Source organism: uncultured Sphingopyxis sp. (genome assembly GCF_900078365.1).
In the GTDB taxonomy this organism is placed as follows: domain Bacteria; phylum Pseudomonadota; class Alphaproteobacteria; order Sphingomonadales; family Sphingomonadaceae; genus Sphingopyxis.
Genome location: NZ_LT598653.1, coordinates 3,558,134 through 3,570,749 on the forward strand (window position 1 = coordinate 3,558,134; position 12,616 = coordinate 3,570,749).

Here is a 12,616-nt window from a genome sequence, read left to right on the forward strand (position 1 = left end):
CGAGACTTGGCAGCTTGCTGCCTAGTCGCAGTGGGTGGGGGCTACCGGCCTTGCGCAAGGCCGATGGCCCCCACCCCAACCCCTCCCCTGAAGGGGAGGGGCTTGCTTTTCAGCTATGTCCGCTTCCGGCCGAAAGCAGACCAGCCCCTCAGCCCGCATACAGCAAAGGCGGCCGCCACGCGCTTTCGTCGACCTCGTCGCGGACCTTGTAGACCATCCCCTTGCTGTTCAGGAACAATTTCTCCATCTCGCCGCGCGTGAAGGGGCGCGAGCCGATGCGGCCGAACACCGCCATCTGCCCGCCCGTCTCGTCGACCGCGCGGTCGCGGTCGAGGCCTTTCGACAGCGCGAGCGCCGGCGACGGCGTCTTCGCCCAGGCGATCAGCTCGGGGACCGGCTTGGGCGAAAAGCCATAGAGGCCCGGATTGTCGGGGCTGGTGAGCTGGAGCACCTTGATGCCATCCCGTCCGTCGGCGACATAGGCGAACAGCGAGGCGTTGGTCGATCCGACGATCACATCCTCGGCGTCGGTCAGCGCGCCGCCGAAGGTCAGCCCCGGCCAGACGACCGGCGCCGCGGGCCGCGTCACATCGACGATGACGAGCCCCTCGGCCTTCGCCGCGACATACATATAGGTGCGCGCGATATAAATCTTCCGCGCGTTGGCGAGCCGCACCGTGCCCGAGGGCACCGCGACCGGCTGCGCGAGGTCGGTGACGTCGAACAGCTTCACCCCCTCGGCGTCGGTGGCCCAGAGGTAGCGGAACTGGATGGCGCTCGCGCGCGCATCGGTGAGCGGCAACCGCGCGGTTACCTTGGGCTGGAGCGGGACCGTCAGGTCGAGCACGACGAGCCCGGCGTCGGTCGCCACATAGGCGATGCTGCCCGCGAGCGTGATGTGCCGCGCGCCCGCGAGCACATCGTCCTCGTTCCACGTCAGCGCGCGCTTCAGCTTGTTGTTGCGGAATTCGCCGTCGGCCAGCGTGTCGATGTCGACGAGGATCAGACCTTCGACGCTGTCGGTGATCACCGCATAGCGATAGATGTCGTGCATCACCTGTTCGTGATTCTGGGGGAAATTCTTCACGATATTCTCGTTGCGCGACACGCTGATCGGCTGGGTCGTCGCGATCGCCATGCAGGTCGCGTTCTTCGTCTTCACATGCGTATCGTGGCCGAGCGGCGAGAAAGGCGCGCGCACGATGCGTTCGGAAAAGCCCTTGTTGCCGATCGACGCGACGTCATAGACGCGGAAACCGCCCTTGCCCTCCGCCACGAACATATATTCGCCGCGCTGCTGGAGGCAGTTCACCCGGCCGCTCGTGTCCTGCACGATGTTGGCGAATTCCTCGAGCGCGCGGGTTTCGCCCGACAGCTTCTTGTCGAACACCTTGCCGCGCACCCAATTCTTGAGCTCGCGGCCATTCTGTTCGACGTGCAGCTTCCAATAGTCGGGATAGGCATATTTCTGGAGATAGCTGCCGATCACCGCCTGCGGCTCGTCCCATTCGGTGACGCGCGTCGCCTGGAAGCCGTCCTCCATCCCCGACCAGACGTTGAGCCCGACGAAATTGACGAAATTGGTGCCGAGCAGCAGCAGCTGCGACATGATCGCATTATTGTCGTCGGCGGCCGAGAGGTGGCAGTCGGTGCATTGCTTGGTCTCCGCCCGGCGCACCGTGTGCGGGAAATGCGGCGCGAAGGCCTGGCTCGAATAGCCCGCCGCCGAAATCGGCGGCTGCTGGACATAGATGCGCTCGCGATTGACGTTGGTCGACGACAGGATCAGCGCCGAGCTCGAGCGGACGGGGGTGATGATGCCGCGCACCTCGCCGTTCGGGCCGGGTTCGCCGGGCTTGGTCAGCTGGTGCCGACCGAGCTGGAACATTTCGTCGCGCGCGACCTGCGGGTTATAGGTCGCGAAGTTGCGCGATTCCTCGCCCTCGAAATGGTGCGACTTGGTCTTCCAGTTCGCCTCGATCGGCAAATGGCAGCCGCCGCAGCTCGTCGTCCACGACAGGTGGCAGGTGAAGCAGGTCATCCGGTCGTCGCCGTGCGCGCGGTCTTCCTTCGCCACGCCCGGGCCCCATTCATATTTGCCGTCCTCGCTGCCTGAACGCGCCATCAGCTTCGCGCGCGCCGCCTTGGCGTTGAAATGCGGCCCCGGGGTCACCGCCTGCTTGACGAGGCTGACCTGCCATTCGAGCTTCGGATCGACGATCGACCGCTGGATGAGGCCGATCACCTCGGCATCGTCATTATACTGGAATTCGAAGCGCCGCCGGCCGTCGGGGTTGCGGAGCAGCGCGAGGTTGGTCCCCTGCGGCCGCGCCGCGACGTTCGAGGTCAAGAGGTTCGGAAAGGCGTCGGCGGTGCCGTGGCAATCCTTGCAGCTGATCTCGATCGCATTCGCGACCTCGCCCTGGATATAACCGTTGCCGTGGCTGTCCTGCGCGAAGTGGCAGTCGGCGCACTGCATTCCCTTTTCGGCGTGGATGTCCATCATATGGACCGTCTTGCCGGGATTGAGGCCGGGCGGCACGAACTTGCCCTCGACGCCGGGCTTCCCGGGATCGGCGCTCGACAGGCACAGCTCGCGTTCCGTCACATCGCTGTAATGCGCGCAGCTCTTGCGCCACTTTTCGGGGTCCTTCGGATCGACGATGTTCGCCGTGTCAGTGCCCCAGGTCGCCATATTGCCGTCGGCGGTCAGCAGGTTCCCGCTCCGGTCGCGCTTGAAGATGCCGCGAAAATTCCAGCCATGGCCGTGATAGTCGGCGAACTGGGTGTCCTTGTTCGTCGCGTTGACGTCATAGACGTCGCGCAGAAATTCGACGTCGGACCACAGGCCGCGCGGCCCCGCGCCCTCGGGATTGCGCTCAAGCGTCGCGTGAACCTCGGCGGCGGTCGGATAGCGTTGCTGCTTGTATGTCTTCCGATACTCCTCGTCGCTCATCCCCGGCGGACGCGGCGCGGTGTTGTCCGGTCCCGGCCACATCTGCGGCGCGTCCGATTCATAATCCCACATCGTGTAGCCGAGGTAGGAGTTCAGGAAGATGTTCGGCTGGTGCATATGGCAGGTCATGCACTGCGAGGTCGGGATCGCGCGGGTGAAGGCATGGCTGATCGGATGCCCCGACTCCTTGCGCCGCGGATTGTCGGACATGTGCGAACGGGTCGGGTCGATCAGCGACCCATGACCGCCGCCATGCTCGTCGGCGTCGTCATGGCCCCCATGCGCGTCGCCGCCGGAGGCCGCCAGCTTTTCCGCGATCGTCGGATCGACCGTCGCCGTCTGGCCGTCGCGCCCATATTCCGCATAGGTCAGGCTGTGGCGCGGCTCGCGGTCGTTGGCATAGACGACGTGGCAGCCCGAACAGCCCGAATGGCGATAGTCGCCGGGCTGGTCGTTGGTCCCCATGAACCACATATAGGGGTCGTTGAGGCGCGTCTTGTGCAGGTTGAGAACGGCGATCGCGACGCGCAGCCCGGTGCCGGGGCCGCGGTTCGACTGTTTGAGGTCGGGTCGCCCGGGTTCCTCGAGCCGCTGGATGCTGCCCGTCGGGTTCGGCAGGCCGACCTCGGCGAACTGCGAGTTGATATTGCGCCCGCCGCGTTCGAACACGCGAAACACGTCGCTCGGCGGCATCACGTTCCAGCGCGGCAGCGGATAGATTTTGGCAAGCGCGCCGCGCTTGGCTTCGGCGTCGGTCACGATCTTGTCGAAGCCGAAGGACGGCTTGCAGGCTTCCTTATATTGCTCCGCGGTCAGCAGCGAGGAGGGCGACAGGACGCACGCCGGCTCGCCCTCGCGCGTATAGGCTTCGCCGAAGATCGATGTCTTGAACGGAACGATGCCGTTGTTATAGGCGGCGCCCGCCCAGAACATCGCCGCGGTCGACATTTGCGAGCGTTCGGTCGCCTCGATGATCTCGAGGTGGCACGCCCCGCACGCCTCGCGCGCGACGCGATAGTCGCTGGGGTTGACGAAGCGGATGAATTCGGGCGCCTCGCGGTTGAGCAGCGTATAGCTGCGCACCGGATTGGCCGAGGTGTCGCCCCAGCTCTGCGGATAGGTCGGCTGCGGGTGCGCGGCCTTCATCGCGGCGATATTATAGGGGTCCTTATAGCCGAGCTCGGGCCTGCCGAAGGCGGCGGGCGAGGTGGAATCGCCGCCATGGCAGTCTGTGCAGCCGAGCTTGACCGCGGGCGTCGCGTGCATCGACGGCTGGTCGGTGCGCGTGTGGCACGAATAGCAGCCATTCGATTTCGCCGCGACCTCGGCATCGCCCTGCTCGCGCGGCGCGGGCGGGGTGAAGCGATATTCGACCTTGACCGGCTTTTCCTTTTCGGCCGCGCCGAGGTCCGCCGCGCCCGCGAACAGCGCCGTCGTCACAAGACCGAGCAGGATGAGGAGCGTGCGCATCATGGGCTAGAAACTCAAAATCATGTTGGCGAGGACCGACACATAGGCCTTGTCGCGCCGCTGGTTCTCGAACAGGTCCTTGAACCCGGCTCCGGGCAGCAGCACCGCGGTGCTGAGGCGCCCGACGATATTCTGCGTCGCCTTGGGCCGCCAGATCGCGGCCAGCGACAGGTCCCAGCCGATCGCCTTCGGAATCGATCCTTCGCTGCGCAGGACCTGCAGCACCTTGGTATCGTCGAACCAGAGATGGTTGGCGTTGCCCGAAAGGCGGAATTGCGGGCTCAGGTCGAAATCGGCGCCGGCGCCGAGCAGTAGCGTGCCCGGATTGACGAAGTTCGACTGCCCCTCTTCCTTCGACGAGCGCAGCGAATTGAGCACGCCATTGCGGCCGGTCAGCCCGATCGCGCGGCCGCCGCCGATGAAGGGCACCGCCTGCCGGATCCAGTAGCTGGTGTCGGCGCCGGCGAAGATCGGATTTTCGAAGATCGCGTCGAAGCCGGTCTGCTTGTCGTCGAAGGGATCCTTGTCGCCCGACGCATAGAGGCCCGACAGGCGAAAGCGCATCCAGTCGTAATCGTAACTGAGTTCGGCGGCGCCGAACCAGGCGCGGATGTCCGCCTTGCGCCCCGTGAACACATTGTCGCGGTCGCTGCCCAGTGCGGCATAGCCCATCGCGGTGACGTTGATCCGGCCGATCCGCCCGTCGACGCCATAGCCGAAATAGATCGCGTCATAGTCGCGGCCCTGCAGATTGCCGATCAGCGCGGGTCGCACCGGAAAGCCATTGTCGTCGATTTGGACGCGGTTCGCTTCGCGGTTGATGTTCCACGTCGCCGAAATCTCGCTGGTCAGCCCGACGAAGGGGAAATCCTGCCGGTAAAGATTGGCGTGCAGGATCCAGTCGCGCCGCGGCGACTGGGTCAGGTCGTTGAGCCCGCTGTTGGTGTCCTTCTCCAGCCGCCAGATCGCCGCCAGATTATACTGGATGCGGTTGTTGTCGCGGTTGCCGAACAGGCGATAGGCGAGCTGGCTGTCCTGAAACAGGAAGCCGCGGAAATCGGCCTGGAAAGGCTGGATGCCGACGCGCACCGAATCGAAGTCGTAGCGATCCGAGGTGTTCTGGAGGTGATAGTCGATGAAGGCTTCCTGGACGCCGAGGAAATGGTCGAAGCGCGTCCGCCCCTTCGACGGTTCGACGAAGAGAATCCGCCGTTCGGGCACCTCGACATAATTCATGTTGAACGCCAGCGTCAGCCGATATTCGACGTCGGGCGGCTTGTAGGTCGTATTGCCCTTGATCAGCGCCGCGCCGACGATGAACGTCTGCGACGCGACGAGGCTTTCGGGGCGGCCGAAGACGTCGGTGCTGCCCGGCCGCTCGGGATATTGGATGCCGACCGGAATCGGGAAGGTGCGCGGTTCGAGCACGCTGTCCGACACCGCGTTCAGCGCGAAGAACCAGTCGTCGCCCTCGATCGGCAGCCACGGCACTTTCGCGCGGTCGATCGGCCGGTCGCCCTTCAGCGTGTTCTGATTATAGGGATCGAACCAGCGTTCCTTGACCACCCCCAGCGTCTCGATCAGGCGCCAGCGGTCGGGAATGGGAAGCTGATCCTCGATGCCCGGAAAGGCCTGCGGCGGCGGCGGACGCAGCGCGCCCTCATTGTCCTGCGACAATGGATCGGGAAGGTCGGGGCGATAACCCGGCCGGCGGCGCCCTTCGATGATCCGGGTGATCAGATCGTCGCCGACCGTCTCTTTCCATTCGACGGGCGGCGGCGGCGGGGTTGGTTCTTCGGAAGGCAGCTGCGCCGTCGTCGGATCCGCGGCAGCATCATCGGCAGCGACCGCCGGATCGGCCGGCGGCGGCGGCACATCGGCGCCCGGCGCGCCCTGCGCCGCGAGCGTCGCGATGATCGGCCAAAGGCTGCCCCCTTCCATCATCGCCTATAGCCCGCTGCACACATTTTGCTGGTTCGAGCCGACGAAGGGCGCGAACGGGCAGGCGATGAAGGTCAGCCGCTGGCTGCCGCCGGAAAGCGGGATGACAATCTGGTCCGACCGGATCGAAGGATCAGGCGGCCCTAGCGTGCCGAGCTTCTGCCCGGCGTTATAAAGGCCGAGGAAGGCGATCATGTCGCTCTGATCGTCGCCGTCGCCCGATGCAGCGATCGCACCGACGAGCTGCCCGCCGCGATAGATGGGAACCCCGCCCGCGAACAGGGTGAGGCCGTTGTTGATGCGGTTGCGCCCCGTCGCTGGAACCACCGGGCTTTGCGAACAGCTTTGCGGCACGTCGGCCGGCCGCGCGCCCAATATATATTCGACATGCGCGACGATGTCGGGGGTCACCAGCCGCGACTGCAGCCCGGTCGAAAAGATGCTGAAGCTCGCCTCGGGCACCGAAAGCGGCCCCGGCGGCCGCCCGGCCTCGCCGTCGGGAAAGTTGGGGCGCGACAGATTGCCGACCGCGCGGCCCGAAAAGGCGGTCGCGCCGGTCAGCGCGCCCGGATCGTTCAAAAAGGCCCGGAACGCGACGACAAACGGCGGGATCGCGGGATCGCCATTGGCCGCGAGGTCGGCGGCGGCGCGCGCGTTCGAGAAGAAGACCGTCGTGCGCGCCTTTTGCGGCACCGCGTCGATCGCATCGACCAGCGCGTCGGGACCGCGAACGAGCCCCAATATCTCGCCATTGGTATCGACGACCGCGATCGTGTTCTGCGCCCGATTGTCGACCGGGCGCCGCACCTGCGCGCGCGCGCGGCGCTGGACGTCGAACGCCTCGACGAGCATCGTGCGCACCTCGGCGGCGGTCAGCGGCTGCGCCACCGTCGCGCCGTCGGTCCCCGCCTTGGGCAGATAGCGCGTATTGCCCTGCCCGTCGCTGACCACCCAGATGTCGGGGTCGTTATAGCCGTCGCTGGCCTTGGCGGGACGCACGCCCGATTCCTCGGCGCCATAGACCGACCCCGCGACGATGCCCGACGCCGCGTCATAATAGCCGCGCACCGAGACGAGCGCGCCCACCGAGCCGTTGATCGACGCGAAAGAGGGCGCCGGCGACGACCCGCTCTTTATGTCCGCCGCCGTCGCTTCGGAATAGCGCAGCAGCGTGCCATCGATGCTGATCCGGTCGGCGCGGATTTCCTCGGCGGGCTCGAACCCCCGCGTCGCCGCGAGCGCGACGATTTCCTCGCGCAGGTCGGTGTCGCGTTCGCGATATTCGGAATCGAAGCCATAGACGCCGTCGCCGACCACCGCGACCGAACCGACCACCGCGCCATTCTTGTAGAGCGGGAAGGCCCCCGCGTCGGCGCCGACGCCGAGCGGCCCGCGCTTCGTCCCCGCCAGATTGCCGGGGACGCCCACGCCGAGGAAACGGCGCGACACGTCCGAACAGGGAAGCTGGCTGAGCTGGACGCTGAACAGCGCGCCGCTTTCGAGCCCGCGCGTCAGGCTCGACGGCGGGAAATTTTCCTGAACGATGTCGTTCGCGGTGCGGCTGGAAAAGGCGCCGCCGGCCGACGAGAAATAGGAAGAGGTCAGCGCCTTCGATATGCCGCCCGCGAGCGCGGCGGGCGCGGGCAGCGTCAGCCCCTGCAGGTCGGTCGCGCTGCCGTCGGGCGCGCGCGGCGTGCGCAAGCTCAGGTCGGCGCCGTTCATCGCAAAGACGGCGAGCACATTGCCCACCCGGTCGATGACGACGAAGCCGGCGCGGAAATTCTGCGCCTGCGCCTCGGCGACGCCCTGCGCGATGATCCGTTCGATGTCGCCGGTGGTGAGGTTGGTCAGCGCGGGGATCTGGAAAACGCTGCCCGTCGGCGTCGGGGTCGGCGCCGGCGTGGGGGTCGGCGCCGGGGCCGGCGTGCCGCCGCCGTCGCCGCCGCCGCACGAGGTCAGCAACAGCGCGCCCATGGCGGCGAGGGTGGCCGAACGGAAAATATGGGTCCTGCTTCGCATGATCCTACCTGAGCGCCTGAATCGCGCGCACCGCGCTGTCGAAAGAGGCCTGAAATTCGGACGGCTTATAGGCGTTGGGGTCCTTCACCGACGCATAGGCACGGTCGATGTCGCCGCGGATGCCCGCCGCCGCACCGACCGTGATGCGGCCCGACGACACCATCGCGTTGAGCAGGGTGTCGACGCCCATCACCGCCTGCTGCGATCCCGCATAGTCGGTGTAGCGGTCGCCGATCGCTTTCGCCGAAATCGCATCGACCATCGCGAAGGCGTCGGCGCCCGAGAAATTTCGCGACGCGAAGGCGGACTTCAGCGCCACCACCGTCTGCGACAGCTGCGCCGCCGCCTGCACCGCGCTCGCCCGGTCGCTCGTCATCGCCTTGTGGAAGGCGGCGGTGCGCGCCGCGAGCTGGTCGGCGAGCGCGGGCGAGGCCATGCGCGCCGCCGCGGCGAGCATGATCAGATTCTCGTCATTATAGGGCGGCATGCCTTCGGGAAGGTTGCGGCCCGGATTGTCGAGCCCGGTGCGCACCGGCTTCGCCTGGTCGAAGATGCGGCGGTGGCAGCTGTGACAGTCGAGGAAATAAAATTCGGGGAACATCCCTTCGGTCCCGCGCCGCGTCTGGAACAGCGACAGGCTGCGCTCGATCGCGGTCGCCTGTCCCACCGCCCACATCTGGACATGGTCGGTACGCCGGTTCGGCGCGCCGAACTTGCGCCAGCCATAATCGGCATCCTCCTGATGATGCGCCTGCAGCGACGAGAAAAGGTCGAGCTCGAACGAGATGCGCGGATGCCCCGCCGCCATGATCCGGTGCGTCACGAACTGGCCGTCGGCGGCCGAACCGAAGTGGCAGTCGACGCACACGCCTGCACGGACCACCGGGTCCTCGAGCTTCTTCAATCCCGCCGACAGATTGGCGAGATGCTTGCCGCGCATTTCGCGGTCGGGATCGGCGTTGGTGCCGACCCCGGCATAATGGCTCGCGAGCCAGCCGCCCGCGGGGCCGTGGCACGATTCACAGCCGACGCCGTCCTCGGCGGGCACCGCGCGCGCCGTGCCCGCGGTGCTGTGGCAGCCGAGGCACATCTGCGCCTTGGCGGGATCGCCGATGCCGAGATTGCGCGCGATGAACTGGCTGCGATTGTTGTTGAGCACCGCCCAGGCGCGGCTGTGCGCGCCGCCGGGGGTCGAGGGCTCCTGCCATGTCATCAGCTCGTCCTGGCGGACGATGGTGCCGTCGCCCTCCATCCGGCCGTGGCAGGTCGACCCCGCGCACGAGGCGACGCCGGTGTAGCGCGCCCCGCTTTCGCCCTGCGACCGCGCGGGCGGCGCGAAGACGAAGGCGGCGATCGCCAGCGCGCACAGCATGGCGACGAGGACGGCAAATGCCGTGCGCGTGGGAAGACGGACGGCAAATGCCGTCCGAGGCCGATCGCCGCGCTCCTTCCCAGCGTGCGCCGTCATCCGCAGTACCCCTTTTTCCCAACCCGGCGCTTATTACGCCTTGAGCCGAATTACACCACCCCGAAAGCCAGCATCGCGTCGGCAACCTTCTTGAATCCCGCGATATTGGCGCCTTTCACATAGTCGATATAGCCACCCCCCTGATCGCCATAGGTCAGGCAATTCTTGTGGATACCGTCCATGATGTCCTTGAGCATCTGCTGAAGTTCGCCCTCGCTCCACGCGCGGCGGCCGCTGTTCTGGCTCATTTCGAGCCCCGACACCGCGACGCCGCCGGCATTGGCCGCCTTGCCCGGCGCGAACATGATCTTCGCATCCTTGAAGACATGCACACCCTCGAGGTTGGTCGGCATGTTGGCGCCCTCGCTGACCGCGATGCAGCCATTCTTGACCAGCGTCTTCGCATCCTCGCCAGTGAGTTCGTTCTGCGTCGCGCAGGGCAAGGCGACGTCGCACTTCACGCCCCACGGCGTCTTGCCGGGGGTGAAGGTCGCGGTCTTGAACTCTTCGCAATATTCCTCGATCCGCCCGCGGCGGTGCGTCTTGTGCGCCTTCACCCAGTCGATCTTTTCCTGCGTGATGCCGTCGGGATCGTGGATGAAGCCGCCCGAATCGGACAGCGTCAGCACCTTCCCGCCGAGTTGGACGACCTTTTCGGCCGCGTGCGTCGCGACATTGCCCGATCCCGAAATCACCGCACTCTTGCCGACGAGGTCCTGCCCCTTCGCCGCGAGCATGTTGGCGAGGAAATAGACCGCGCCATAACCGGTCGCCTCGGTGCGGATCAGCGAGCCGCCCCATTCGAGCCCCTTGCCGGTGAGCACCCCGGTGAATTCGTTGGTGATGCGCTTATACTGGCCGAACATGAAGCCGATCTCGCGCCCGCCGACGCCGATGTCGCCCGCGGGCACGTCGATGTCGGCGCCGATGTGACGATAAAGCTCGGTCATGAAGCTCTGGCAGAAGCGCATGATCTCGCGCACGCTCTTGCCCTTGGGATTGAAGTTCGACCCGCCCTTGCCGCCGCCCATCGGCAGGCCGGTGAGCGCATTTTTGAACGTCTGTTCGAACGCGAGGAATTTGAGCACGCTTTCGGTGACGCTCGGGTGAAAGCGGATCCCGCCCTTATAGGGGCCGATCGCATTGTTGTTCTGGACGCGCCAGCCGCGCTGGACGCGGATATTGCCGTTGTCGTCCTCCCAGCAGACGCGGAAGGACACGACCCGGTCGGGTTCGGCGATACGCCGCAGGATTTGCTGCGCGTGATATTCTTCCTTGTCGGCGATGAAATCGAAAATGTCCTCGGACACTTCCTGCACCGCCTGGACGAACTCGGGCTGACCCGGGTTGCGCCGCTTCACGCCTTCCATGAACGTCGAAAAATCGACGTGATCCGAAACTGCCATGCACCCCTCCCCTGTTGACTGGGAAAGCCGGTGCGACCCCTGACCATTTTATCGTTGACCGACCTTATAGGCCAAAGGCTACACCATCGCCAAGCAAAGGCAATATGACCGCGCGCACAGCCCGCATTTTTTGTGAGGCGTAAATGAGGGGCAAAAATGAGCGAGGGCAACAAGATGGCGGGAACCGCGACCGGCGGCATGACGGGCACCAATCGCGCGATATTGATCGCCGCCTTCATATTGCTCGCCGCTGCGATCGGCTATGCGATCTGGCGCGATTCCGCGCCGTCCGCCGCCGGCCCGGCCGGCGAAAGTGCCGCGGCGCCGTCCGACCAGCTCGCCGCGCTCGAAGCGCGGACGCAGCGCGAACCCGCCAGCGCCGATGCGTGGACCGCACTCGGCGCGGCGAAATTCGACCTCGGCGATTTCGCGGGCGCCGTGGCGGCTTATGAAAAAGCCGTCGGGCTTTCGCCCGAATCGGCGGGTCTCTGGTCGGCGCTCGGCGAAGCGCGGGTGATGGCGAGCGACAGCGACCCGATGCCCGCCCCAGCGTCGGAGGCGTTCGACAAGGCGATCGCGCTCGACGCGAAGGACCCGCGCGCGCGCTATTTCCTCGCGGTCAGGAAGGATATCGGCGGCGACCACAAGGGCGCGATCGAGGACTGGTTCGCGCTGCTCGCCGACACGCCGCGGGGCGCGCCGTGGGAAGCGGACCTGCGCCGCACGATCGAACAGGTCGGCGCGATCCACAAGATCGAGGTCGCCGGACGGCTTGCCGCCACGCAGCCGCGCGCGCTGACGCCCGACGAAATGCCCGTCGCCGCGCGCGCGATTCCAGGGCCGAGCCGCGCCGAGATGGAAGCCGCGTCGCAGCTTCCCAAAGGGCAGCAGGACGCGATGATCGAGGGCATGGTGAGCGGCCTCGAAGCCAAGCTTCAGGCCAATCCGGCCGACGTCGACCGCTGGATCATGCTGATGCGCAGCCGGATGACGCTGGGCGAAACGGCGAAGGCGGCGCAGGCGCTGAAGGACGGCATCGCCGCCAACCCGGCGGCAGCAGCGCGCCTCAAGGCGCAGGCACAGCTTCTCGGCGTGCCCGGCGCGTAAAATATCCGTTGGCGTGCCGCCGGGAAAAGGCTAATCCCGGCGCCGCTGCGGGGGGCAACCAGAACATAGGGTCGCCGCGGCATTTCGCCGCGAGACGCTTTCGGACGTATTGCCCGGGACAGCCGTCCACTCTGTATCGGGCCTCGTGGTTTTCCGCCGGAACCTCTGATTATCAAGCTGCGTGCTCCCGCGAAGGCGGGAGCCCATCTCCGGTCCGTGCCATTTCGAGCCGGCGGGAGATGGGTCCCC

Annotated in this window: 6 protein-coding genes; 1 reads left to right on the forward strand and 5 read right to left on the reverse strand. The window is 66.3% G+C overall.

Translation table 11 applies throughout. The features are described 5' to 3' along the window. Positions 1-148: 148 nt before the first annotated feature. Genes QZL87_RS16565 through gdhA form a run of 5 tightly spaced genes read right to left on the reverse strand, consistent with a single transcriptional unit; the run spans position 149 to position 11,260 of the window. A complete protein-coding gene (locus QZL87_RS16565) occupies positions 149-4,429 on the reverse strand; it encodes a hypothetical protein (protein ID WP_295321502.1) in 4,281 nt (1,426 codons plus the stop codon). A 3-nt stretch (positions 4,430-4,432) separates the two neighbouring features. Further along, positions 4,433-6,370: a hypothetical protein gene (locus QZL87_RS16570; protein ID WP_295321503.1), complete on the reverse strand. Its 1,938-nt coding sequence runs from the start codon at positions 6,368-6,370 to the stop codon at positions 4,433-4,435. Positions 6,371-6,373: 3 nt separating this feature from the next. Further along, positions 6,374-8,386: a heme-binding protein gene (locus QZL87_RS16575; RefSeq protein WP_295321504.1), complete on the reverse strand. Its 2,013-nt coding sequence runs from the start codon at positions 8,384-8,386 to the stop codon at positions 6,374-6,376. A 4-nt stretch (positions 8,387-8,390) separates the two neighbouring features. Next, a complete protein-coding gene (locus tag QZL87_RS16580; protein ID WP_295321505.1) occupies positions 8,391-9,854 on the reverse strand; it encodes a multiheme c-type cytochrome in 1,464 nt (487 codons plus the stop codon). Between the two features lie 50 nt (positions 9,855-9,904). Further along, positions 9,905-11,260 (reverse strand): NADP-specific glutamate dehydrogenase, encoded by a 1,356-nt coding sequence (gene gdhA / locus QZL87_RS16585; protein WP_295321506.1) that lies wholly within the window; start codon positions 11,258-11,260, stop codon positions 9,905-9,907. Between the two features lie 156 nt (positions 11,261-11,416). On the opposite strand from gdhA, the gene QZL87_RS16590 reads away from it, so the two are divergent. Then, complete coding sequence (locus tag QZL87_RS16590) at positions 11,417-12,367, forward strand: tetratricopeptide repeat protein (RefSeq protein ID WP_295321507.1); 951 nt, start codon at positions 11,417-11,419, stop codon at positions 12,365-12,367. Positions 12,368-12,616: the final 249 nt, after the last annotated feature.

Excerpts from the sequence above, each read along its gene's own strand:
- QZL87_RS16565 (WP_295321502.1), bottom strand. The coding sequence starts at position 4,429 with ATGATGCGCACGCTCCTCATCCTGCTCGGTCTTGTGACGACGGCGCTG.
- QZL87_RS16570 (WP_295321503.1), bottom strand. The coding sequence starts at position 6,370 with ATGATGGAAGGGGGCAGCCTTTGGCCGATCATCGCGACGCTCGCGGCG.
- QZL87_RS16575 (WP_295321504.1), bottom strand. The coding sequence starts at position 8,386 with ATGCGAAGCAGGACCCATATTTTCCGTTCGGCCACCCTCGCCGCCATG.
- QZL87_RS16580 (WP_295321505.1), bottom strand. The coding sequence starts at position 9,854 with ATGACGGCGCACGCTGGGAAGGAGCGCGGCGATCGGCCTCGGACGGCA.
- gdhA (WP_295321506.1), bottom strand. The coding sequence starts at position 11,260 with ATGGCAGTTTCGGATCACGTCGATTTTTCGACGTTCATGGAAGGCGTG.
- QZL87_RS16590 (WP_295321507.1), top strand. The coding sequence starts at position 11,417 with ATGAGCGAGGGCAACAAGATGGCGGGAACCGCGACCGGCGGCATGACG.